The sequence below is a fragment of the Bradyrhizobium sp. WSM1417 genome, assembly GCF_000515415.1.
Lineage (GTDB): Bacteria > Pseudomonadota > Alphaproteobacteria > Rhizobiales > Xanthobacteraceae > Bradyrhizobium.
Genome location: NZ_KI911783.1, coordinates 3,783,708 through 3,807,981, shown reverse-complemented (window position 1 = coordinate 3,807,981; position 24,274 = coordinate 3,783,708). Strand labels below are relative to the sequence as shown.

The window sequence follows — 24,274 nt, the reverse complement described above, 5'->3', positions numbered from 1 at the left end:
CCGCAAGCGGGGAGAGGCAAACGCAAGCTCAGAGCAGCCCTGCTCCGCGCGCCCATTTGTACTTGGCGCCGAGGACCTCGACCGGCAGCTCGGTCGAATAGGCATAGGCCGGAATGCCGTTCTGGTAGAGATATTCGGCGGCTTCCTCGACCTCGACGTCGCCGGCGAGCGAGGCGACGATCGGCTTCACGAAGCCCTTGGCCTCCATCTCCTTCTTCACCTCAACCATGTTGCGGGCGAACACCATTGGCGGCGTGACGATGGTGTGCCAGTAGCCGAGGATCAGCGAATGGATGCGCTCGTCCGTCAGGCCGAGCTTCACAGTGTTGACGTAGGTGATCGGCGGCTCGCCACCGGTGATGTCCACGGGATTTCCGGCCGCGCCAAACGGCGGGATGAATTTGCGGAAGGCCGCATCCAGATCCGCCGGCATCGCCATCAGCGACAGGCCGTTGTCGACGCAGGAGTCCGACAGCAGCACGCCCGAGCCGCCGGCGCCAGTGATGATCAGCACGTTCTCGCCCTTCGGCGTCGGCAGCACCGGCACGCCCCGCGCGAACTCGAGCAGCTGCCGCAAGCTACGGGCGCGGATCACGCCGGACTGCGCCAGGACATCCTCGTAGATCTTGTCGTTGCCGGCGAGCGCGCCGGTGTGCGACGAGGCCGCCTTCGCACCGGCCGAGGTGCGACCGGCCTTGAGCACGATGACAGGCTTCTTCTTGGAGACGCGCTTTGCGGCTTCAGCAAACGCGCGGCCGTCCTTGAGGTCTTCGCAGTGCTGCGCGATCAGATTCGTGTTCGGGTCCTGCTCGAAGAAGGCGAGCAGATCGTCCTCGTCGATGTCGGACTTGTTGCCGAGGCCGACGATCGCCGACACGCCCATCTTGGCCGAACGGGAGAAGCCGATGATGGCCATGCCGATACCGCCCGATTGCGAAGACAGTGCCGCGTGGCCCTTGACATCATAGGCCGTGCAGAAGGTCGCGCAGAGGTTGGCAGGCGTATAATAGAAGCCGTAGATGTTCGGTCCCATCAGGCGGATGTCGTACTTCTTGCCGACTTCGACGATCTCGGCCTGGAGCTCCGGCGCGCCGGCTTCCGCGAAGCCCGACGGGATCAGAACCGCGCCGGGAATTTTCTTCTCGCCGCATTCGGTGAGCGCCGCGGCCACGAACTTCGCGGGAATTGCGAACACCGCGGTGTCGATCACACCGGGCACGTCCTTGACGCTCTTATACGCCTTATAGCCGAGGATCTCGGCGGCCTTGGGATGGATCGGGTAGATGTCGCCCTTGTAGCCGCCATTGATGAGGTTCTTCATCACGGAATTGCCGATCTTGCCGTCTTCGGCCGAAGCGCCGACCACGGCAACCGCCTTCGGCTGCATGATGCGGCTCATGGCCGCGACGATCTCTTCGGTCGGGCGCGGCTTCGGCTTGGGCACGTAAGCAAAGTCGACGACGATGCGGACGTCGGCCGCGATCGCGTCCTTGGCCGTCGCGAACACCGGGTTGAGATCGAGCTCGACGATCTCGGGGAAATCGGTGACGAGCTGCGAGACCTTGACGATGACATCGGCGAGCGCCGTGCGGTTCACCGGCTCGCCGCCGCGAACGCCCTTCAAAATTTCATGCGCCTGGATGCCGTCGAGCATCGACAGCGCATCTTGCTTGGTCGCGGGCGCGAGGCGGAACGTAATGTCCTTCAGGACTTCGACCAGCACGCCGCCGAGACCGAAGGCAACCAGCTTGCCGAACGAGGCGTCGGTGATCGAGCCGACGATCACTTCGGTGCCGCCGGCCAGCATCTGCTGCACCTGGACACCCTCGATCTTGGCATCGGACTTGTATTTCCTGGCATTCGACAGGATCGTCTCGTAGGCCTTCTCGGCGTCCTCGGCCGACTTGAGGCCAACGATGACGCCGCCGGCTTCGGTCTTGTGGAGAATGTCCGGCGAGACGATCTTCATCACCACCGGGAAGCCCATCGAGGCGGCCATCTTGCCGGCCTCGCCGGCCGACTTCGCCACCCCCTCCTTCGGCACCGCAATGCCGTAGGCGTCGCAGACCAGCTTGCCTTCCGGCGCGGTCAGGCTGGTGCGCTTGTCCGCCTTGACCTGGTCAAGCACCTTGCGGACGGCATCTTTGGAATTGGACATGTGGCTTCTCCCTTGACCTTGGTTCTTGCGTTCTCAAAGCGCGCGCGTGTTGCGGCTGCCCGTGATGCTTTCCATTCGCCGCGCTCTGTTCCATGTCGCGGAACGGAGTGGCATAAAGCCGAGGTTACTCCGCCGGCTTGGATCAAAAATGGCTGGCGATGGCATTTGGTATGCCAGAAGCCAACTTGTCAAGCTGCAGCGCACCTTAGAACGCTGCAAAAAATAGGCAGCTTGACATTCTGGTATTTGGTATGCCAAAAACTTTCCCGTTAATAATCCTGTAAAAGACGACTCCCACTGGAGGAGATTCGTCGTGTCACTGCGGAAACCAACCAAGGCGTTGCCGAACATGGCCGAGGCAGATATCGCAATCGTTCGTATTGCCCCGGAGTCGAGCTTCAAGAACAAGGCGTACGACGCCTTGAAGGAAGCCATCCTCAAGATGGACATCTACTCGACGCCCGAGCCGGTGATGCTCGACGAGCGCGCGTTGTCCGAACGCCTGGGCGTAAGCCGCACGCCGATCCGCGAAGCCATCGCGATGCTCGAGCAGGACGGTTTCGTGAAGACGGTTCCGCGCCGCGGCATCATGGTGGTGCGGAGGACCAAGAGCGAGATCGTCGACATGATCCGCGCCTGGGCGGCGTTGGAGAGCATGGCGGCCCGCCTCATCACCGCTACCGCGCGCAAGAAAGACATCACTGCGCTCCGCGACTACTTCAGGGAATTTGGCAAGGATCGCCTGCCCGAGGATCACGTCGAGGAATATTCGCGCGCCAACATCGCCTTCCACCAGGCGCTGATCTCGCTGTCGGAATCACCGGTGCTGGTCGATCTCACCAACGACCTGCTGCTGCACGTGCGCGGCTATCGGCAACTGACCATCGGACGCAAGGACCGCACCGCGACTTCGCTCCCCGAGCATCTCGGCATGATCGAGGCCCTGGAGGCGCGCGATACCGAGCTCGCCGAGAAGCGCGCCCGTGATCACACCCTTGGCCTTGCCGCTTACGTCGAAGCGCATGGTCAGGAACTCTTCTAGCCAGCAACGTTCACCAGAAGGGCGAGGCATCGCCCCTAAAGCCTGAAACGGCATCTTGAGACCAGGGAGACAAGGCCCATGCTGAATACCGCGACCAAGTCCGAAGCACCGGGCACCGAGCAGGAATTGACGGATGGTTTTCATCTCGTCATCGACGCGCTCAAGCTGAACGGCATCAACACCATCTATAATGTGCCGGGCATCCCGATCACGGATTTGGGCCGCATGGCCCAGGCGGCCGGTATTCGCATGATTTCGTTCCGCCACGAGCAGAACGCCGGTTATGCGGCGGGCATCGCCGGCTACCTCACCAAGAAACCCGGCATCTGCCTCACCGTTTCCGCGCCCGGCTTCCTCAACGGTCTCACCGCGCTCGCGCACGCCACCACCAACTGCTACCCGATGATCCTGATCTCGGGCTCCTCCGAGCGCGAGATCGTCGACCTCCAGCAGGGCGACTACGAAGAGATGGACCAGCTCGCGATCGCCAAGCCGCTGTGCAAGGCAGCCTATCGCGTGCTGCACGCGCAGGACATCGGCATCGGCCTTGCCCGCGCCATTCGTGCCGCCGTCTCCGGTCGTCCGGGCGGCGTCTATCTCGACCTGCCGGCAAAACTGTTCGGTCAGGTGATGAGCGCCGATGCCGGCCAGAAGTCGCTGGTCAAGGTGATCGACGCGGCTCCCGCGCAGATCCCCTCGCCCGCTTCGATCAAGCGCGCGCTTGATGTTTTGAAGGGCGCAAAACGTCCGCTCATCATCCTCGGCAAGGGCGCGGCCTACGCGCAGGCCGACGAGGAGATCAAAACCTTCGTCGAGAAGAGCGGCATTCCCTTCCTGCCGATGAGCATGGCCAAGGGCCTCCTCTCCGACACCCATCCGCAGTGCGCAGGCGCTGCCCGCTCGACGGTGCTGAAAGAATCCGACGTCGTGCTGCTGATCGGCGCCCGGCTGAACTGGCTGCTCTCGCACGGCAAAGGCAAGAACTGGGGCGAAGCGCCCAAGAAGTTCATCCAGGTCGACATCGAGCCCAGGGAAATGGACTCCAACGTCGAGATCGTCGCGCCCGTCGTCGGCGACATCGGCTCGGTCGTCTCCGCCTTCAACCAGGCGATGGCTTCGGGCTGGACCGCCCCGCCGGCCGAATGGACCAAGGCGATTTCGACCAAGCGCGAAGAGAACGTCGCCAAGATGGCGCCGAAGCTCATGAACAACAAATCGCCGATGGACTATCACGGCGCGCTCGGCGTGCTGAAGAACGTCATCAAGGATCATCCCGAGGCGATCCTCGTCAACGAGGGCGCCAACACGCTCGACCTCGCCCGCGGCGTCATCGACATGTATCGCCCACGCAAGCGTCTCGACGTCGGCACCTGGGGCGTGATGGGCATCGGCATGGGCCAGGCGATCGCGGCGGCCCTCGAGACCGGCCATCCCGTACTCGCGGTCGAAGGCGACTCGGCCTTCGGCTTCTCCGGCATGGAGGTCGAGACCATCTGCCGCTACAATTTGCCGATCTGCGTCGTCATCTTCAACAATGACGGCATCTATCGCGGTACCGACGTCAACAGCGTCAACGCCGATCCGGCGACGACCGTGTTCGTCAAGGGCGCCCGCTACGACAAGATGATGGAAGCCTTCGGCGGCATCGGCGTGAACGCGACCTCGCCGGACGAGCTCAAGCGCGCCGTCAACGAAGCCATGGCTTCGGGCAAGCCGACGCTCATCAACGCCGTGATCGATCCCGCCGCCGGTTCCGAGAGCGGCCGCATCGGCAATCTCAATCCGCAGAGCGTTCTGCAGAAGAAGAAGTAAGCACTCCCCTTCAACCCATAAGGTCCCTGCGGGTGCAGGGGTAGATCAGAGTACGGAGCAACACGATGACAAAAGCGCTCGAGGGCGTTCGCATTCTCGACTTCACCCACGTCCAGTCCGGGCCGACCTGCACGCAGTTGCTCGCATGGTTCGGCGCCGACGTGATCAAGGTGGAACGTCCAGGTGTCGGTGACATCACCCGCGGCCAGCTGCAGGACATCCCGAACGTGGACAGCCTGTATTTCACCATGCTCAACCACAACAAGCGCTCGATCACGCTCGACACCAAGAACCCCAAGGGCAAGGAAGTCCTCACCGAGCTGATCAAAAAGTGCGACGTGCTGGTCGAGAACTTCGGTCCCGGCGTGCTCGACCGCATGGGCTTCCCCTGGGAGAAGATCCAGGCGATCAACCCGAAGATGATCGTCGCCTCGATCAAGGGCTTCGGTCCCGGACCGTACGAAGACTGCAAAGTCTATGAGAACGTCGCACAGTGCACCGGCGGCGCCGCCTCCACTACCGGCTTCCGCGACGGCCTGCCGCTCGTGACCGGCGCGCAGATCGGCGACAGCGGCACCGGCCTGCATCTGGCGCTCGGCATCGTCACCGCACTCTATCAGCGTACCCATTCCGGCAAGGGCCAGAAGGTGACGGCCGCGATGCAGGACGGCGTGCTCAACCTCGCGCGCGTCAAGCTGCGCGACCAGCAGCGCCTCGCCCATGGTCCGCTCAAGGAATACAGCCAGTTCGGCGAAGGCATTCCGTTCGGCGATGCCGTGCCGCGCGCCGGCAACGATTCCGGCGGCGGCCAGCCCGGCCGCATCCTGAAGTGCAAGGGCTGGGAGACCGATCCCAACGCCTACATCTACTTCATCACCCAGGCCCCGGTCTGGGAGAAGATCTGCGACGTGATCGGCGAGCCATCCTGGAAGACCGATCCGAACTACGCCAAGCCGGCCGTCCGCCTACCGCGCCTCAACGAGATCTTCGGCCGCATCGAACAGTGGACGATGACGAAGACGAAGTTCGAGGCGATGGAAATCCTCAACAAGGACGACATCCCCTGCGGCCCGATCCTGTCGATGAAGGAGATCGCCGAGGACCAGTCGCTGCGCGCGACCGGCACCGTGGTCGAGGTCGACCACCCCACCCGCGGCAAGTACATCTCGGTCGGCAACCCGATCAAGCTGTCGGACTCCCCGAGCGAGGTGGAGCGCTCCCCGCTGCTCGGCGAGCACACGGACGAGATCCTGCGCACGGTGCTTGGCTTCTCGGACCATCAGGTCGCCGATATCCACAAGTCCGGCGCACTCGATCCGCCGCAAAAGCAGGCCGCCGAGTAAGCGGGCTTATCTCACGACGCGAAAGGCCGCCGGCTTCGGCGGCCTTTTTTGTTGAGGCGGAAGGGCTGCATCGCACGATCGGCCCGCTTGCCGCGCCGCGAAGGCTGGATTAAAGATTGGTCTGCGAGGAACAGACGCGGTGGCCGGCCGTTGCTCCCTCGACCGGCGTGCTCCCGGGAATGCGAGCAGGCCCGGAAATGCCAGCATGCCATCTCCACGGCGAGTGCAGCACGCCTCGCAAAGACCCTGCCCCACGCTGAAGCACTGGTCGCCTTCGCTTCCGAAGGTGGCAAGTCGGCCTTTCAGTTCAGGCACGGGCGGCGTCGCGTCCGGCATTCGCCCGGACCACGCTCGTTGATCAAATTGAGGGCTTAAATGTCGAAAGATCAATCCTCTGATCGCGCCAAGCGTGAAGCCAACAAGGCGTTCAAGCCTGCGACAACGCAGAAGCCGATCAATGACTATGCGAAGGACCAGAACTCCTTCAACGAGAATCGCGAGCGGCTGAAAGCGGAGCGATTGGCTCGGGAGGCGAAGCCGGGAAGCGGCTCCGAATAAGAGCGTCGGGTCCCAGACTCCGACCGCGGATCTGCGCCTGCCTTACAGCATCGAGAGCACGACGATTCCGTCTTCGACTGCACCAGAAGCGAGCTGCGCCCGCGCCATGCGCTCGAACTCGGTCCGGTTCTTGCGAAGATAACTGAAAGCCTGCTTCTGCGTCAGGAACGTCGTCGCAAGACGGCACATCTGTCGGCCCGCGCCAAGCGCGAGAAAGAAAGTGATGGTGCCACCGCCATCCGACTTGATTCTAGGCACGACCCGCACCCTTGGGCATGTGATCGGTCCTCACCGAGCTGTCTTCGGCGCAATGGAAGGCAGCTATGGCGTCACCTTCTTCTTGCGCTTCGTCGGAGTGGCTGCGGGCAAGGAAGCCTGAAGGGCGGCGTCTGCCGCTTCCTTGGCTTCGCGCAGCTCTCGGAGCCGCGCCATGTTCTTGCGAACATCGACGGCTTGCTTTCCAACATCCACCATCGCCCGGGCGCCTTCCTCAGCAGCCAAACGCTGACGGTTAGAACGCGCGATGCTTTCGGGTGACGGTTCGGCCGGTCTCTTGGCGCTCATTATTCACCCTGCTCTGCAACGGACAAAAACCCGCTCAATCCTGGGATCGAGCGGGTGGCATGGCCGTTTCAGTACATCCGTGAAACGGCACCAAGGCTTTAGGCCAGCGAGAGATTCTCAGCGCTGACCTTGCCCCGCATCTTGTCGGTCTTGAGCTCGAAGTTGACCTTTTGGCCTTCAGCGAGACCTGCAAGACCAGCCCGCTCGACCGCGCTGATGTGAACGAACACATCGTTGCCGCCGTCGTTCGGCTGAATGAATCCAAAGCCCTTCTGGCCGTTAAACCACTTCACAGTACCTGTCGTCATTTTCTTCTCCAAAGCGCATACGCGCAGGTTCCGCGTGATAGTCACGCAGAACAAATTCTATTCGTCGATGTCTATGGAAAAGGAGCCCGCGGGCGCATTCAACAAGGCACAGCGGCTGAACGAACAGCCTCAACGTATACCTCATCCTCGCCATTTGCAAGGCTTGACCGAATTTAACGGCTCGGGAGCCCGGCGGTAGGTACGTGACGTGCGCTATTCGGCGCTCATCGTTCGCCCCCGGCGAGCTGCTCTGGGAGCGCTGCCGAGCGCCACATGCGTGGACCCATCAAAAAATTCGAGATGCCCCGTCGGATCGGCGGTACCTCGTCCGTCATCTACACATGAACGGGCAATAGACGCTGACGTCGAGCCCGGCGCTTCACGAGGAAGACTGATCATGCCCAGCACTGTCCGCCTGCACCGCGTTCTCACGACCAGCCCGGAGAAAGTCTATCGCGCCTTCCTGGAGGCGGATGCGCAGGCGAAATGGCTTCCGCCGAACGGCTTCACCTGCACCGTCCATCATTTCGAGCCGACGGTCGGGGGCACGTTCAAGATGTCATTCCGTAACTTCACGACGGGCAACAGCCACGCCTTCGGCGGCGAATATCTCGAGCTCGTCCCCGGCGAACGTCTCCGTTACACCGACAGGTTCGACGACCCCAATCTACCGGGCGAAATCCAAGTCACCGTGATCCTGAAGAAAGTATCCGTCGGCACCGAGCTGGATATCACGCAGGCGGGCATCCCCGACGTCATCCCGCCGGAGGCTTGTTATCTCGGCTGGCAGGAATCGCTGCGCAATCTGGCGAAGCTCGTCGAGCCTGAGATCAAGCAATAGCGACCGGACGCGACTTAGGGGCGGCCGCGTAACCGTAGGCTACGCGCCCGCCCTCGACTGGAGCCCGCCGCTTGCGGTCCAGCGGTCGGGGTCCGGGCTGTGCCCGATCAAAGCAAGGCCGTAGGCGATCGACTCGAACTGGTCGCCCGACATCAGCCGTTCGTTGCCGAACCGCTCGGCGAACAGTTTTCGAACGGCGGGCACAAAGGACGTGCCGCCGGTCAAGAACACCTTCTCGATCTCGCGCGCGGTGATGCCGGCTTCGCCAAGCACCTTGTCGACGGTAGCCCCGAGCCTCGCGATATCGTCGGCAATCCAGGCTTCGAAATTCTTCCGTGTGATGGTCGAGCCGATGTCGACGCCACCGCCTTTGAAACGGAAGTCCACCTGATCCTGCGCCGACAGCGCGACTTTGGCGTCGGACACCGCGCGGTACAACGAAAAGCCGAGGTCGAGATCGACGATGGTGATGAAATCCTCGAGCAGCGCCGGCTTCACCGCGGTGCGCGCTAGCTCTCGGAGTTCGCGCAGGTCGCCGTTGCTCTTCATCATCGCGAGCTGATGCCAGCGCGCGAGATTGGTGTAGTGGCCGGTGGGGATCGGCAGCACCTTGTCGAATGAGCGGAAGCTCGAGCCCTTGCCCAGCCGCGGCGAGACGACGTGATCGACGATGCGGTAATCGAAGGTGTCGCCCGCAATCCCGATGCCGGCATGGCCGAGCGGCTCGGCGCGCAAGGCGCCGCCGGCCCGCGAGAACCGCATCACCGAGAAATCGCTGGTGCCGCCGCCGAAATCCGCGACCAGCACGGTCGCATCGCGCTCCAGCCGGCGGGCGAAGGAGAACGCGGCTCCGACAGGCTCGTAGACGTAGCGGGCGTGACCGGCCCCAAGGCGCTCGAACGCGGCCCGGTAACGTTGCATCGCCAGCGCCTCGTCGGGATTGCCGCCGGCGAAGCGGACGGGGCGACCGACCGTGACGGTGGACGTCTCGAAGCCGAATTTATCGCCGCCATGGCGCGCCAGCGTCCGCAGGAACGCCGCCAAAATGTCCTCGAACTTGTAGCGCTGCCGGAACACCTGGGTGGTGTTGAAGCTGGAGCTCGCGGCGAAGGTCTTGAACGACTGGAGGAAGCGGTAGACATGGCGGCCTTCGAGGAACTGCTCGATCGCCCACGGGCCGCCTTCGGCCTGGGCGCCGGCTCCCGGCCGGTCCTCCCAGAAGCAGAGCGCCGATACGAAGACGCTGTGGCGCTGTCCGCCATGGTCGAAGCGGATGGCCTCGACCCGGCGGTCGTCCGCCGCAAGGGCCACGACCGTGTTGCTGGTCCCAAAATCGATGCCGATCGAGACGGCGGGCGAGGCGCTCGACATGAACCACTCTGACAGATGATTGGAAGGGGGCAGACCACTAGCGACTTCGTTTACCGCTGCCAAGGCTCCGTTTTTGGACATCGACGGTCAAATGGTTCAGTTTCGGCCGGTTTTGGGCATATCCCGCTCAAATCGGCCCATTTAACGGATTATTATGCTGCAATGCGAAGAGTTAAATGCTGCTATGCAATGACATGCATAGACATTGGCATCTGGTATACATAAACTCCCTTTCGAAATGAGACAGCACTGCTGACCGTCTCAAGAAAGGGATTTCCGATGTCCAAGACCGCCTCCATCGCTCTCGCGCCCTCCGCCTCGCTGTTCGCCCGCCTGATGGCCACGATCGACCGCCTCCTGATGGCGAGCGCCAAGATCTCGAATCACAACGGCGACCTGCCGCGCTTCGGCCTATAGGCCGGCAGCCTCCCGCGCGCGCAGCGGGAGACGGTTTTAGATCAGTCCGCATACTACTTTTGATGAATGGCCCCGGATCACGGGGCCATTTCTACTTGTGTTGTCCTGAGTCACAGCCGCAACCGGGCAAGGTCCTGCGGCATTTGCGCACGGTGACCGGACCAGCGCTTGAAGCTTGGCATAATGCATACAAGAATGCCGTTCCAGCGCTCGCAGAAAAATGAGAGGCGCCACGGGAGGCTTTATGACGGACATGGTGCAAGCAACCGCCCCGACAGCCGCGCGCGTTAGCGACACGTATCGCTGGACGCAATTGGCGGTCGGTGTCGCGGCGATGGTGATGATCGCCAACTATCAATACGGCTGGACGTTCTTCGTCCCCGACATCCAGAAGAAGTTCGGCTGGGATCGCGCGTCGATCCAATGGGCCTTTACGCTGTTCGTGCTGTTCGAGACCTGGCTCGTGCCGATCGAAGGATGGTTCGTCGACAAATACGGCCCGCGCCTCGTCGTGCTGGTCGGCGGCGTGCTCTGTGCCGCCGGCTGGGCCATCAACGCGCAGGCGACCACGCTCAACGGCTACTATCTCGGCATGATCATCGCAGGCATCGGCGCCGGCGGCGTCTACGGCACCTGCGTCGGCAACGCCTTGAAGTGGTTTCCGGACAAGCGCGGTCTTGCCGCGGGCATCACGGCAGCGGGCTTCGGTGCAGGCTCCGCGCTGACCGTCGCGCCGATCCAGGCCATGATCAAGGACAGCGGTTTCCAGACCACCTTCCTCTATTTCGGCCTCGGACAAGGCATCATTATCTGCATTCTCGCCTTCTTCCTGCTCGCGCCGAAAGCAGGCCAGGTGCCGAACGCGGTCGTGAACGCCAATCTGCAACAGACCCGCCGCAACTATCAGCCGACCGAGGTGCTGCGTCAGCCAATCTTCTGGCTGATGTACTTCATGTTCGTGATCGTCGGCGCCGGCGGCCTGATGGTGACGGCCAATTTGAAGCCGATCGCGGCCGACTGGAAGATCGACAACGTGCCGGTCACGCTGATGGCGGTGACCATGACCGCGGTGACCTTCGCGGCCACGATCGACCGCGTGCTCAATGGCCTGACGCGTCCGTTCTTCGGCTGGATCTCCGACATGATCGGCCGCGAGAACACGATGTTCATCGCCTTCGGCATGGAAGGTATCGGCATCTGGATGCTCTACCTCTGGGGCCACGATCCGCTCTGGTTCGTACTGCTCTCGGGCTTCGTGTTCTTCGCCTGGGGTGAGATCTACTCGCTGTTCCCCTCGACCTGCACCGACACATTCGGCGCCAAGTTCGCGACCACCAATGCCGGCCTGCTCTACACCGCGAAGGGTACGGCCGCGCTGCTGGTCCCGATCGGCAACTACATGCAGCAGTCGTCGGGCAGTTGGGACAACGTGTTCATCATCGCGGCCGGCGCCAACATCCTGGCCTCGGCGCTGGCGATCGCGGTGCTCAAGCCCTGGCGCAAGGTGGTGGTCGCGCAATCGACCGTCTGACGCGCTCCAAAAGCGCCTTCTCGTGCAAAACGCCCGGCCCCACGGCCGGGCGTTTTCGTTTTGCGCGACGTTTTCATGAGTCCGCCGTTCCCAAGCGGAACCCCGCGTATTTTGTCGGTGGCGCGCCGAGAAAAGGCTTGCAATCTGGAATATGGTATACCAAGCTCGCCATCGCGCTTGCGACGATAAGCCACAATATTGCGACATCAGGTCATCTTGCGGCCGGTGTCGAACCAGACAGGCGCTCGGGAGGTTCTTGATGATTTCCAGCACCGATGGCGCTGTCACGGCCGCGCCTCTTCGCACAGGTTTCCGTTGGCTCCAGCTCGTCATGGGCATCGTCTGCATGGCGATGATCGCCAACCTGCAATACGGCTGGACGCTGTTCGTCGATCCGATCGATCACGCGCACCATTGGGGACGCGCCGCGATCCAGCTCGCCTTCACCATCTTCGTCGTCACCGAAACCTGGCTGGTGCCGATCGAGGCCTGGTTCGTCGACAAATACGGCCCGCGCATCGTCATCATGTTCGGCGGCGTCATGATCGCGCTGTCTTGGATTCTCAACTCCTATGCCGATAGCCTCACCTTGCTCTACGCGGCCGCGATCATCGGCGGCATGGGCGCGGGCGCTGTGTACGGCACCTGCGTCGGCAACGCGCTGAAATGGTTTCCCGATCGCCGGGGCCTGGCCGCCGGTGCAACCGCCGCCGGCTTCGGTGCAGGCGCGGCCCTCACCGTCGTGCCGATCGCGACCATGATCGCAACGAGCGGCTATCAGCACGCGTTCCTCACCTTCGGCATCGGCCAGGGCCTGATCGTCTTCGTGCTCGCCTTCTTCATCCAGCCGCCGCGGATCTCGATCCCACCGAAGAAGAAGCAGCTCAATCTGCCGCAGACCAAGATCGACTTCACCCCGCCCCAGGTGCTGCGCGCCCCTATTTTCTGGGTGATGTATCTCGTTTTCGTCATGGTCGCCTCCGGCGGCCTGATGACCGCGGCGCAGATCGCTCCGATCGCGCACGACTTCAAGATCGCCGACACGCCGGTCACGCTCGCCGGCTTCCAGATGGCCGCATTGACGTTCGCGATCTCGCTCGACCGCATCTTCGACGGTTTCGGACGGCCCTTCTTCGGCTTCGTCTCCGACACGATCGGCCGCGAGCACACCATGTTCATCGCCTTCGGCACCGCCGCGCTGATGCTGCTGACGTTGTCGGCCTATGGCCACGTGCCTGTCGTCTTCGTGCTCGCCACCGCGGTCTATTTCGGCGTGTTCGGCGAGATCTACTCGTTATTCCCGGCGACCTGCGGCGACACCTTCGGCTCGAAGTTCGCGACCACCAACAACGGCATGCTCTACACGGCGAAGGGGACGGCGTCCCTGCTCGTTCCGCTCGCAAGCGTGATCTCGGCCACGTATGGCTGGAAGGCCGTGTTCGTGGTCGCGGTGGCGCTGAACGCGACGGCGGCCCTGATGGCGCTGTTCGTGATCAAGCCGATGCGCCGCTCCTTCATCCTCGGCAAGGAAGCCGAGAGCGCCAACGCCGCGACGGGGAACGCCAAGACCGAGACGGCATAACGAACACGCACCTTGCACGGGTGAGACAGGGGCGCAGCGATGCGCCCCTTTCTTTTTGGCTCACGACAAATGTCAGCATTGCTGCCGCAAGAATTTTCGGATCAGCCAAACCGAATGCTTGACGATTGGCATTATGTATACCACACTCGCCACATCATTCACCCAGGGAGGTTGCAATGCTGGTCGGAGACATTCTGCGCAAGAAGACACCGCGCGTTGTCACGGTGCGAATGAACGAAACGGTGGGTATCGCCGCCAAGCTGATGCGCGCCAACAATATCAGCGCACTGGTGGTGAAGGACGTGGTCCGCTCCGAGGGTAACACCGCGGTCGGCATGTTCACCGAGCGCGACGTCGTGCGCGCGGTCGCCGAGCACGGCGTCAATGCCGTCAACGTCAAGGTCTCGCAGCTCGTCTCGGTGCAGCAACTCGTGTCCTGCACCTCGAGCGACACGATCGAGCACGTCCGCCATCTGATGAACCGGAATCACATCCGGCACCTGCCTGTCATCGACGATTACAGCCTCGTCTCGGTCATCAGCATGCGTGACATCGCGGCCGTCATCGACGAAGCACTCAACGGCACGCCGCAAGCAGCTTAAAGCGCCTCACTTCCCCTGCGACTACCGGACCCGGCTCGGACCCTTCCGAGCCGGACCGGATCTTTCGTCCCGAAATCCGGCTTCCGTTGCTTCGCGAGGATTCCATGAAGATCTGCATCTACGGCGCCGGCGCAATCGGCGGATATCTCGGGGTTCAGCTCGCGCGCGCGGGCGCGGACGTCAGCCTGGTCGCACGCGGCGCGCACCTTGCCGCGATGCGCGAGCGCGGCCTGACGCTGCTGGCGGGCGAGGAGAAGCACAACGTGCATCCGCGCTGCACAGATGACCCGGCCGAGCTCGGCGTGCAGGACTACATCATCATCACGCTGAAGGCGCACTCGATCACCGGCGTGATCGAGACAATGCAGCCGCTGCTCGGCCCCCACACCCGCATCGTCACCGCCGTCAACGGCATCCCCTATTGGTACTTCTACAAGCATGGCGGCCAGTACGAGAATTCGACGCTGGAGAGCATCGACCCCGGCGGACGGCAGTGGCGCGAAATCGGCGCCGAGCGCGCCATCGGCTGCATCGTCTATCCCGCCACCGAGATCGAGGCGCCCGGCGTGATCCGTCACGTCTACGGCAACAACTTTCCGCTCGGCGAGCCTTCCGGCGAGACCACCCCGGACGTGCAACGCCTCGCCGATCTCTTCGTCGCAGCCGGGCTGAAAGCGCCGGTGCTCGACCGCATCCGCGACGAGATCTGGCTCAAGCTGTGGGGCAATGTCTGCTTCAACCCGATCAGCGCACTCACCCATGCAACACTCGACGTGATCTGCACCGATCCGGCCACCCGCGCGCTGTCGCGCGCGATCATGATGGAGACGCAAGTCATCGCCGAAACATTCGGCGTCAAGTTCCGAGTCGATGTCGAGCGCCGCATCGAAGGCGCCCGCAAGGTCGGCGCGCACAAGACCTCGATGCTCCAGGATCTCGAGCGCGGCCGCCCGATGGAGATCGACCCGCTCGTCACCGTCGTGCAGGAGATGGGCCGCCTCACCGGCATCGCCACCCCGGCGCTCGATTCAGTGCTGGCGATGGTGACCCAGCGCGCCCGCATCGCCGGCCTCTACGACGGCATCTCGACACGATCGGATCCGCGCGCACTGGCGGTGGCGTGATGGCTGGCGAGATCAAGCAATGGCTCCGCTTCCGCAAGAGCGGTGCGACCGGCTTCGGCACGCTGAATTCGTCAGGCATCAGCGTGCATGAGGGCGACATGTTCGGCCGCCATGCGGCAACCGGCAAGACGCTGGCGCTGTCGGAGGTCGAACTGCTCGCGCCCTGCGCGCCCAGCAAGATCGTCGCGCTCTGGAACAATTTTCACGCGCTCGCGGCCAAGCTCAACCAGCCCGAGCCGCCGCAGCCGCTCTACCTCCTGAAGGCCACCACCAGCATCACGACGCCAGGCGCGGTGATCCGCCGTCCGTCTTATTACGATGGCAAGACCACGTACGAAGGCGAGCTCGGCATCGTCATCGGCAAGACCTGCGCCCGGGTGTCGCCGGCGGAAGCGGACAGCTTCATCTTCGGCTACACCTGCGTCAACGACATCACTGCCAACGACATCCTGACCAGCGATCCCACTTTCCCGCAATGGGCGCGGGCCAAGGGCATCGACGATTACGGCCCGTTCGGCCCCGTCATCGCCACCGGTCTCGATCCGGCAAAGCTGGTGGTCCGCACCATCCTCAACGGCGCGGAGCGGCAGAACTATCCGATATCGGACATGATCTTCACCGCGCAGGAGCTGGTCAGCAGGATCTCCCACGACATGACCCTGCTCCCCGGCGACCTCATTGCCGTCGGCACCTCGGTCGGCGTCGGCGTGATGAAAGAGCCGGTGAACATTGTGACCGTCGCGATCGACGGCATTGGCGAGCTGACCAACGAGTTTCGGCTGTAGCGCAATCCGTCATTCCGGGGCGCGCGTAGCGCCGAGCCCGGAATCCATCGGGCGGAAGCCACCGGCGGCAGAGACTGCAGATAAATTGATTCCGGGCTCGCACTGCGCGCGCCCCGGAATGACGGCGGAGGGTGCCAGCGCCCCACCCGCCTCGGGAAACCCCGACAACCCTCCACCGCCCTCCACCGATCGGCTGTCGCATTCAGCCGTGGATCGCGCTGCCGGAAACCTCTGGTAAGCGCCCGCTGCCCTTGATCTCGGTTCCGCTCTCCAATAGCAATTATGGCGATAATGTGCGCCGGCGTGAGGAAGTCACCATGTGGCTGTTTTTCCTGGTTGCCTGGTTTGTTCTGCTCACTGCCATCGCGATCTTCGCCCAGCAGGCGCTCGGTTACGATGTCGGCCACCTGCCTGCCTGGTTCGGAGACCTGCCTGTCCCGCAGCGGATTGCGACCGGCGCGATCCTGGCTCTGGCGCTGGCACTGATCGGTGCCTCCGCCTGGCGGCTCTCGCGCCAGGACCGGCGCCTCGACACATTGCGCGACCGCCTCAAGAAGACCCGCGAGGACGTCGTCGTCGCCCACGCCCTGCAGAACCACCTCGACGCCACCGTCCAGCACCTGATCGAGAGCGATCCCCGGGAGGCCGTCTCCGCCCTCCACGACAAGCTGGGCGAGACCGAGCAGCGCGCCCTGCTGCAGCGAGGCCGCAACGAATCCACCGACATGCACGACCAGCTCGCCGAAATCCGCCGCCGCCAGCAGGAGCTGCGCGACATGGTCGGCAAGGTCGCCGAGCAGCGCCGCGCGGTCGAGCCGGTTTTCACCGAGATCCGCGACCGCCAGAACCAGATCGAACGCTCACTGCACGACCTCGAGACCGACGACCGCAAGAACAATCTCGCCGACCGGCTCAAGGACATCGCGCGCGACGTATCGACGCTGCTGTCGCGGGTCGGCGCGGTCCAGGACACCTTTGCGACCCTGAACCAGTACAAGGAAGATCTGGCGAAGTCCCACGCCGAGCTGGTGCCGCTGCGCGCGTCGGACGCCGGCCTCAATGCCTTGATCGGCGAGCTGGGCCTCAGTCATGAGCGCCTCGCCAAGAGCGTCGACGAGCTCGAAACCGGCGGCGAAGCGCCGCTTGGCACCCGCGTCGAGACGCTGTCGAAGAACAAGATCGAGATCGAGCAGCGCCTGGCCCGCATCGACGACAGCTTCCACATCCTGAAAAGCATCGGGCTCGACTTCGAAGAGCTCGGCCAGCGCCGGGCCCAGCTCGACCGCTCCCTCGCCGCTGTCGAGACCGACGCCGACGGCAAAACGCTTGCCGACCGCCAGAATGCGCTGAACGATTTTGTTCTCCAGTCGCGCCAGCGCCTCGGCGCGTTACAGGAGACGCTGACGACGCTGAACGCCTTCAAGACGGAGCTGTCGAAGTCGCAGGCCGACCTCGTCCCGCTGAAGGCTCCCGTGTTCGGCATCGAGGCCCTGATCGCGGACGTCGGCACCACGCGCGACCTCGTCGCCAAAACCGTCGGCGAGATCGAGGCGAGCGGCGACGTCACCCTCGCCTCGCGCGTCGATGCGCTGACCAAGAGCAAGCGCGAGGTCGAAGACCGCATCGCCCGCATCTTTGACAACTTCAACGCGCTCGACGGCTTGCGAAAAGACATCGGCGGCATCTTCTCGACGATCCGGAACAGCCTGAACCGGATCGGGTGAAGGCACCCGATCCGTCGGGATGGTTCGAACCGCGATCCCGATCCGCGCGACCAATCCGGACATGCGCTTCATCCTCGGCCTCCTCTCCGCCCTGCTTGGCGCGCTCGCCGGCTGGTCCGCCCTTGCCGCACTGGTGATCGCGCTGGCCGGGCCAGACCGCGATGGCGGCATCGCCATGGGCGCCTTCTTCGACATCGGTCCGATCGGCAGTGTGGTTGGCCTGATCGCCGGCATCTGGCTGTTCGTGCGCTTCGGCCTGGTCCGGAATGCAACGCCACAGCCGCCCACGGAAACCTCCGACACTACGCCTCACCACACCACGCGGCTCTCTGCGCCCTTTGCTCTCACCGTTCTGCTCATCGCGGCAATCCTTGGCTATTGGGGCTGGTACGAACTCATCCGCTCGCCCTATCTCAGTCACGGCTACATGACGCTCCACATCGAGTTTCGCCTTCCCGCCGGCATGACGCTGCCGGACAAGGCGGAGGATGTGCACATCGAGGTCGAGGAAGCGACAGGTTATGCCAATGCCGATTTGCCTCCGAACTGGCGCGCGCATGAAGGCGAGCGCAAAGCGATCATTGCCTCCACGTCGTTGACGTACAAAACGCGTCACCGCGCCGTCAGCCTGACGCTTCCGGGTTCGCCGACGCAAAGCTGGCCTATCGATCTCCCCTCCGATCCTGATCCCACCCCTGGCTTTTCACCCTGGCGCGTGGCGGGCGATGCGTCACCGGCGAAGATCGAGATGCATTTCCGCCTCAGCGCCGATCACTGACCAACGAGCGGCGCGAAGGCGAACATTCAGACACATCACATTTCGGCGCGCTCGGCAGATGCCGCCAACATGTCGCGCCGATGCCGCACTGTGGTCGCATTCGGCCGCCCTTCTGTGAGGCGTGTCTGGGGGCACGGCGGTGCCGTGTTTGGACCAAACCTTCTAGGGGTATGACTGTGAAGAAGATTGTATTTGTCGTGGGTGCTACGCTTGCTCTGGTGACGGCTGCGAACGCTGCGGATCTGCCGCGCCGCCAGCCCGTTCCCGTCTATTCGGAGCAAGCGCCGATCGGCAAGATGCCGATTGGCAAGAGCCCGGTTGGAAAGGCCCCGATCGGCAAGGCGCCCGGCCCCGTCGCGGCGCGCTACTGACACGCAGCGAAATACGCAGAAACAAGCGTAGACTCTGCGTGAGTGGCCGACAGTCGAAGGCATAGCGTGACGAACAAACCTGATCGATCGGGACCCTGCATCCTCGCGGGCTTCGCGCTCGCGGCCATGCTCGCGTGCACGACACCCTCGGCCTCGGCCCACGAATCGAACAAGCGCGTTGCCGACGCAAACGCGCTTGCCACGACCGAGACCGCATCACGGCTGGCGCCGCAAGCGAATCGACGCGCGGTCGCACGCGCGGAGAAAGGTCCGTACTACGTCGATTTCCGCGCCCGCACGGCCGCGAGCTGGGGCCACGCCTTCGTCTGGTACGGCAAGACCAGCGAGCGCGCCGTCGAGGTGGCAGGGCTCACGCCGGCCGGCGACACCTGGGCCTATGTGCTCGGTCACCTCACCTGGGTGCCGGCGGAGACCGGCGCGAGCTATGGCGATCTCGACCCGGACTATCTGACCGCGAACTACCGCGTCTATCTGAACGAAGCCGACGCCAAACGCGTGTTTGCCTATATCAAGAAATTGCAGGCGAGCTCGCCGATCTGGAATGCCGAGACCACCAATTGCACCGGCTTCATCGGCGACATCGCCGAGTATATGGGATTGAAGGTCCCCTACCGCTGGCAGCGCCCCGAAAACTTCGTCAACAGCCTCAAGGAAATGAACGGCGGCCGCCAGATGGTGCGGCTGTCGGCGGAGTAGCTGAAGCTTTCTTGCCCGTCGGGCAAAACACCCGCGCAAATTCCCGCGTCGCGTGTCAATCCCGGTCCGCCAAAATATTCCACTTTACCGAAATTCGGATTTGTCGTACGTACGCGATACCCTGACCCGGGACAAGGGGCGGATCGCGATCGTCACGAACCGCGGGTTGGGCAGCGATGGACGCGACGGCGTCGGGCGCGGCGAGCCTTGCAGGGCGGGAAACCGTGAGCACAGGCTTTCGCGCCTACGACACGGCGCCGACAGCGTCTTCGCATGGTTTCGGGTGCGAGCACACGCCAGCTCCCGAAGTCCCAGCGAGGACGTGCGCGGACGAACAAGTCGTGTGGTCCTGACGCCCGGGGTCTGTGCGTCAAGTCCTGCGGTGATGTGGCGGTCCAACCGGGCGCGCGCATCAGTCATCTGCATGGCGACGGGGGCAAAAGTGCATCGCTCCCCGGGGAGAGCACGAAGGACACGTTAAAACCATCGCGCAGGGAAGGCCGGGCGATCCGGCGAACCTGTGGTCCACCCCGTGTGCATTCCTTTGGCGCACGGACTTGCGGGTGCCAGCCGGCGCCCGGCCTTCCCTGCGCCCTTGTCACGACGAGGGTGATGCGATCGGCCAAAGCTCGGGCGAATGCGCCGCGAGAGGGCGGAGGCATGCCTTGCGACGGAAATGCAAGTTGATGGTCTCCGAAAGCTCCTCATCCTCCGCCATTGAAGCAGCGGCGCACAAACACCCTCGCGCAACCCCGGTGCTACCACCTCAATTATCCATCCTGCGGAATCCCCCCATTCCCCGCATGATCGCCCCGCCTCCACCGCACGCCGTCCCAATAGACTTTTCCCGACCCGGGCGGCATCCTGCCGCCATCAAACGATAACAGAGCGCCGCGCAGGCGGGGGAAACAGATCATGCTGCAGACACGGTTCACCAAACTCGTCGGCGTCGAGCACCCGATCGTCCAGGGCGGCATGCAATGGGTCGGGCGCGCCGAGCTGGTCGCCGCCGTCGCCAATGCCGGAGCGCTCGGCTTCATCACGGCGCTGACCCAGCCGACGCCGGAGGACCTCAGGAAGGAGATCGCCCGCTGCCGCGATCTCACCGACAAGCCGTTTGGCGTCAACCTCACCATCCTGCCCGCGATCAAGCCGCCGCCTTATGCTGAATACCGCGCCGCCATTATCGAGAGCGGCATCAAGGTGGTCGAAACCGCCGGCAACAAGCCGCAGGAGCACGTCGACGAGTTCAGGAAGCACGGTGTCAAGGTCGTGCACAAATGCACCAGCGTTCGCCACGGGCTTTCGGCCGAGCGCATGGGCGTCGACGCCATCTCGATCGACGGGTTCGAATGCGCGGGCCATCCCGGCGAGGACGACACCCCCGGCCTGATCCTGATCCCGGCCGCTGCCAACAAGATCAAGATCCCGATGATCGCCTCCGGCGGCTTTGCCGACGCCCGCGGCCTCGTCGCCGCACTGGCGCTGGGCGCCGAAGGCATCAACATGGGCACGCGCTTCATGGCGACCAAAGAGAGCCCCATTCATCAGCTCATCAAGGAGAAGATCGTCGCCAATGACGAGCGCGAGACCGAGCTGATCTTCCGCACCATGCGCAACACCTCCCGCGTCGCCAGGAACGAGATCTCGACCAAGGTCGTCGCGATGGAGAAGGAAGGCGCCAAGTTCGAGGACATTCGCGAGCTCGTCGCGGGCGCGCGCGGCAAGATGGTCTACGCGACCGGCAACTCGGACGAAGGCATCTGGTCGGCGGGTCAGGTCCAGGGCCTGATCCAGGACATCCCGACCTGCGCCGAACTGATCTCCCGCATCGTGCGCGAAGCGGAGGCCATCATTCGCAGCCGGCTCGAAGGCATGATCGTTCATCCGACAGCGCAAGCTGCGGAATAATCACTGCAAGAAGCGAGAGCAATACATGAAGGCTTATGTCTACGGCCCTGGTGGCGCTACGATTTCCGACGTCGCTCTACCAAAGCCTGAAGGCACGCAGGTGCTGGTCCGGGTCCGCGCCTGTGGCCTCAATCGCGCCGACACCGGCATGCGCAAGGGCCACGCCCATGGTGCGGCCGGCGGCGCCGGCACCGTGCTCGGCATGGAATGGGCCGGCGAGGTCGCCGCGCTCGGACCGGATGCCAAGGGCGTCAAGGTCGGCGACCGTATCATGGGCTCGGGCGGCGCGGCGTTTGCCGAATACACGCTGGCCGATCACGGCCGGCTGTTCCGCGCGCCCTCGAACATGAACTTCGAGGAAGCCGCCACCCTACCCGTCGCGCTCGCGACCATGCACAACGCCGTCGTCACCATCGGCGGCGTGCAGCCCGGGCAAGCCGTGCTGATCCAGGGCGCAAGCTCCGGCGTCGGCCTGATGGCGATGCAGATTGCGAAGCTCAAGGGCGCGAGACTCGTGATCGGCTCCTCGACCGATGCCACCCGCCGCGGCCGGCTGAAAGAGTATGGCGCCGACCTCGCGGTCGATTCCTCCGATCCCACATGGGTCGACGAAGTGCTGAAGGCGACCAACGGCGAGGGTGTCGACCTCATCGTCGACCAGGTCTCCGGCAAGGTCGCCAACCAGAACCTCGCCGCGACGAAGTAAAAGGCCGCATCGTCAATGTCGGCCGGCTCGGCGGCACCCATGCCGATTTCAACTTCGACCTGCACGCGGCCCGCCGCGTCGACTATGTCGGCGTCACCTTCCGCACCCGCACCATCGAGGAGGTCCGCGAGATTTTTGAGGAGGTCCGCAAGGACATCTGGGGCGCGGTCGAGTCGCGAAAACTGCAGCTGCCGATCGACAAGGTGTTTGCCTTCGACGACATCGACAAGGCGTTCGACCACATGGAGGCGAACAAGCACCTCGGCAAGATCGTGGTGACGCTGCCGTAACATTCCTGGGGCCAAAGACCCAAGTCTAGTCGGGTGGGCAAAGCGAAGCGTGCCCAGCATGCGTCAGCGTCCCCGAAAGATGGTGGGCACGGCGCTCCGCGCCTTTGCCCCCTACAAAACCAGGGGGATCCCGCTCCTGCAACTCACTAGCGTCTACGCCTGTGGATCGTCGCTTGATGTTCACCCGTGGCCTGCTAAATCCCCCGCCATGAGCTCCCAGCACAACAAGACCTCGGTCGCAGCGATCTCGATCTTCGCCAGTGGCGGCATGGCGGCGGCCAAGTTCGCGGTCGGCATCGCGATCGGCTCCCTGGCGCTGATTTCCGAGGCGCTGCATTCCTCGATCGACCTGGTCGCCACCATCATCACCTGGGCGGTGGTGCGGGTGTCCGACAAGCCGGCGGATGAAGAGCATCATTACGGCCACGGCAAACTCGAAAGCGTCTCGGCATTGGGCGTGACCGCCCTGCTCTACGTGCTCGCCGGCGGCATCCTGGTCGAGTCCTACAGCCGGCTGCGCGAGGGAACCGCGCCGCCGACCATTTCGGCCGTGCCGTTCGTGGTGCTGGTGATCGACATCGCCGTCAATCTCTGGCGCGCCCGTGCCCTGCACCGTGCCGCACGGGAGACCAGGAGCCAGGCGCTCGCCGCCGATGCGCTGCATTTCGCCTCCGACGTGATGGGCTCGTTCGCCGTGATCGTGGGCCTGATCCTCGCCGGCCTCGGCTTCTGGTGGGGCGACGCGGCTGCCGCAGCCGCGGTGGCCGTGATGATCGCCCTGCTCGGCCTGCGCATGGCCGGCTCGACCGTGCAGACCCTGGTGGACCGCGCTCCGGAAGGCGCGCACGAGGCGGCCACGGCCGCGATCCGCAGCGTACCGGGTGTGATCGACATCGAGCGGCTCCGCGTGCGCATGGTCGGTGCCACCACGTTTATCGACACGATCGCAAAGGTACCGCGGACTTACCCCATCGACCGGGTCGAGGACATCAAGCGCAACGCGCAAGCAGCCGTCGAGAAGGCCTTCGGCGATACCGACCTCACCTTCACCGCGGTCCCCGTGGCGCGCGACAACGAGACCGTGCGCGACCGCATCATGGTCATCGCCCACAATTCGGGCCTCGCCATCCACCACGTCACCGTGCACGATCTCGGCGCCAAGCTGATCGTCAGCATCGACCTCGAGGTCGACGCCGGGATGCAGCTCGACGCCGCCCATGAGGTCGCCAACACGCTGGAATGCAACATTCAGGAAGAGTTCGGCGCGGACGTCGAGGTCGACGTCCACATCGAGCCGCTGGAACCGGAACTGCCGTTCGGGGTCGACGCCGCGTCGGAACGGGTGCAGGCCATCGCCGCCGCCCTGACAGAGTATGCCGCCGGCGGCGAGATTCACGACATCCACAATGTCCGCGTCCGCAACACCGACGCCGGTGAGATCGTCAATTTCCACTGCCGCGCCGAGCCGTCGATGAGCGTGATCAGGGTGCACGAGCATGTCGACGCGATCGAACGCGCGTTGCGGCGCGCGTTCCCGAGCGTGAAGCGCGTCATCAGTCACGCCGAACCGCCGCGCGCGTGACAGAGAATGTGCGAGGAGTCACACGTTCTCGTTTCGGACTCGCCGCGCACGTAAGTTTGCGGACGCGCGACGCACAAACTGCGCGTTGGATAAGAATAAATTCGCGTTAACGATTCGTTGACTCTCGACAGCCCGCGAAATCTGGATTCAAATCGAC

22 protein-coding genes and 1 pseudogene are annotated in these 24,274 nt (G+C 63.8%); 18 read left to right on the top strand and 5 right to left on the bottom strand.

All coding sequences use genetic code 11. The annotated features are described in order from the left end of the window. Window positions 1-28 precede the first annotated feature (28 nt). Window positions 29-2,158 carry an acetate--CoA ligase family protein gene (locus BRA1417_RS0118210; RefSeq protein WP_027517001.1) on the bottom strand — a complete coding sequence of 710 codons (2,130 nt, stop codon included), beginning with the start codon at window positions 2,156-2,158 and terminating at the stop codon, window positions 29-31. Window positions 2,159-2,507: 349 nt separating this feature from the next. Between BRA1417_RS0118210 and BRA1417_RS0118205 the strand changes: the two genes are divergently transcribed. From BRA1417_RS0118205 to BRA1417_RS0118190, 4 genes are all read left to right on the top strand, one after another. After that, complete coding sequence (locus BRA1417_RS0118205; protein WP_198034925.1) at window positions 2,508-3,200, top strand: GntR family transcriptional regulator; 693 nt, start codon at window positions 2,508-2,510, stop codon at window positions 3,198-3,200. A 78-nt stretch (window positions 3,201-3,278) separates the two neighbouring features. Continuing rightward, window positions 3,279-5,012: an oxalyl-CoA decarboxylase gene (oxc, locus tag BRA1417_RS0118200; RefSeq protein ID WP_027516999.1), complete on the top strand. Its 1,734-nt coding sequence runs from the start codon at window positions 3,279-3,281 to the stop codon at window positions 5,010-5,012. 65 nt (window positions 5,013-5,077) lie between these two features. After that, window positions 5,078-6,355, top strand: coding sequence for a formyl-CoA transferase (gene frc / locus BRA1417_RS0118195; protein ID WP_007608365.1), 1,278 nt, complete (start codon window positions 5,078-5,080; stop codon window positions 6,353-6,355). 375 nt (window positions 6,356-6,730) lie between these two features. Then, window positions 6,731-6,913 (top strand): hypothetical protein, encoded by a 183-nt coding sequence (locus tag BRA1417_RS0118190; RefSeq protein ID WP_007608360.1) that lies wholly within the window; start codon window positions 6,731-6,733, stop codon window positions 6,911-6,913. Window positions 6,914-6,955: 42 nt separating this feature from the next. On the opposite strand, the gene BRA1417_RS0118185 is transcribed toward BRA1417_RS0118190, so the two are convergent. The 3 genes from BRA1417_RS0118185 to BRA1417_RS0118175 form a co-directional block, all read right to left on the bottom strand. Next, window positions 6,956-7,180, bottom strand: a complete 225-nt coding sequence (locus tag BRA1417_RS0118185; protein ID WP_026233616.1) for a hypothetical protein — start codon at window positions 7,178-7,180, stop codon at window positions 6,956-6,958. Between the two features lie 54 nt (window positions 7,181-7,234). Continuing rightward, window positions 7,235-7,477, bottom strand: a complete 243-nt coding sequence (locus BRA1417_RS0118180) for a hypothetical protein (RefSeq protein ID WP_027516998.1) — start codon at window positions 7,475-7,477, stop codon at window positions 7,235-7,237. Window positions 7,478-7,575: 98 nt separating this feature from the next. Next, the gene (locus tag BRA1417_RS0118175) at window positions 7,576-7,785 is read right to left on the bottom strand and encodes a cold-shock protein (RefSeq protein WP_007593324.1); all 210 of its coding nucleotides are present in this window, start codon (window positions 7,783-7,785) and stop codon (window positions 7,576-7,578) included. A gap of 397 nt (window positions 7,786-8,182) precedes the next feature. Between BRA1417_RS0118175 and BRA1417_RS0118170 the strand changes: the two genes are divergently transcribed. Next, entirely contained in the window at window positions 8,183-8,626 is a 444-nt protein-coding gene (locus BRA1417_RS0118170) for an SRPBCC family protein (protein WP_027516997.1), read from the top strand. 39 nt (window positions 8,627-8,665) lie between these two features. On the opposite strand, the gene BRA1417_RS0118165 is transcribed toward BRA1417_RS0118170, so the two are convergent. Beyond that, the gene (locus BRA1417_RS0118165) at window positions 8,666-9,997 is read right to left on the bottom strand and encodes an Hsp70 family protein (protein WP_027516996.1); all 1,332 of its coding nucleotides are present in this window, start codon (window positions 9,995-9,997) and stop codon (window positions 8,666-8,668) included. 279 nt (window positions 9,998-10,276) lie between these two features. Here BRA1417_RS0118165 and BRA1417_RS44825 point away from each other — a divergent pair, with 279 nt between their 5' ends. The 13 genes and pseudogenes from BRA1417_RS44825 to BRA1417_RS0118100 all read left to right on the top strand — a co-directional run bounded on the left by BRA1417_RS44825 (window position 10,277) and on the right by BRA1417_RS0118100 (window position 24,117). Then, on the top strand, window positions 10,277-10,414 hold the full coding sequence (locus tag BRA1417_RS44825; protein ID WP_198034839.1) for a hypothetical protein: 138 nt from the start codon (window positions 10,277-10,279) through the stop codon (window positions 10,412-10,414). A 244-nt stretch (window positions 10,415-10,658) separates the two neighbouring features. Beyond that, window positions 10,659-11,945, top strand: a complete 1,287-nt coding sequence (oxlT, locus tag BRA1417_RS0118155) for an oxalate/formate MFS antiporter (RefSeq protein ID WP_027516995.1) — start codon at window positions 10,659-10,661, stop codon at window positions 11,943-11,945. 259 nt (window positions 11,946-12,204) lie between these two features. Beyond that, window positions 12,205-13,527: an oxalate/formate MFS antiporter gene (gene oxlT, locus BRA1417_RS0118150; RefSeq protein ID WP_027516994.1), complete on the top strand. Its 1,323-nt coding sequence runs from the start codon at window positions 12,205-12,207 to the stop codon at window positions 13,525-13,527. A gap of 176 nt (window positions 13,528-13,703) precedes the next feature. Beyond that, window positions 13,704-14,129, top strand: coding sequence for a CBS domain-containing protein (locus BRA1417_RS0118145; protein WP_027516993.1), 426 nt, complete (start codon window positions 13,704-13,706; stop codon window positions 14,127-14,129). 104 nt (window positions 14,130-14,233) lie between these two features. After that, window positions 14,234-15,253: a 2-dehydropantoate 2-reductase gene (locus BRA1417_RS0118140; protein ID WP_027516992.1), complete on the top strand. Its 1,020-nt coding sequence runs from the start codon at window positions 14,234-14,236 to the stop codon at window positions 15,251-15,253. Beyond that, window positions 15,253-16,038 (top strand): fumarylacetoacetate hydrolase family protein, encoded by a 786-nt coding sequence (locus BRA1417_RS0118135; protein ID WP_035968631.1) that lies wholly within the window; start codon window positions 15,253-15,255, stop codon window positions 16,036-16,038. Before BRA1417_RS0118140 ends, BRA1417_RS0118135 begins: the two co-directional genes overlap by 1 nt. Window positions 16,039-16,355: 317 nt before the next feature. Further along, a complete protein-coding gene (locus BRA1417_RS0118130) occupies window positions 16,356-17,762 on the top strand; it encodes a hypothetical protein (RefSeq protein WP_027516990.1) in 1,407 nt (468 codons plus the stop codon). Between the two features lie 19 nt (window positions 17,763-17,781). Next, window positions 17,782-18,540, top strand: coding sequence for a hypothetical protein (locus BRA1417_RS0118125; protein ID WP_027516989.1), 759 nt, complete (start codon window positions 17,782-17,784; stop codon window positions 18,538-18,540). A 170-nt stretch (window positions 18,541-18,710) separates the two neighbouring features. After that, window positions 18,711-18,911 (top strand): hypothetical protein, encoded by a 201-nt coding sequence (locus tag BRA1417_RS0118120; RefSeq protein ID WP_035968629.1) that lies wholly within the window; start codon window positions 18,711-18,713, stop codon window positions 18,909-18,911. 66 nt (window positions 18,912-18,977) lie between these two features. Further along, window positions 18,978-19,628: a hypothetical protein gene (locus BRA1417_RS0118115; RefSeq protein ID WP_027516987.1), complete on the top strand. Its 651-nt coding sequence runs from the start codon at window positions 18,978-18,980 to the stop codon at window positions 19,626-19,628. Between the two features lie 915 nt (window positions 19,629-20,543). Then, window positions 20,544-21,539 (top strand): nitronate monooxygenase family protein, encoded by a 996-nt coding sequence (locus BRA1417_RS0118110; RefSeq protein ID WP_007593350.1) that lies wholly within the window; start codon window positions 20,544-20,546, stop codon window positions 21,537-21,539. Window positions 21,540-21,564: 25 nt separating this feature from the next. Next, window positions 21,565-22,535: pseudogene (locus BRA1417_RS40575) on the top strand (zinc-binding alcohol dehydrogenase family protein). 208 nt (window positions 22,536-22,743) lie between these two features. Beyond that, a complete protein-coding gene (locus BRA1417_RS0118100) occupies window positions 22,744-24,117 on the top strand; it encodes a cation-efflux pump (RefSeq protein ID WP_027516986.1) in 1,374 nt (457 codons plus the stop codon). The last annotated feature ends 157 nt before the right edge of the window (window positions 24,118-24,274 follow it).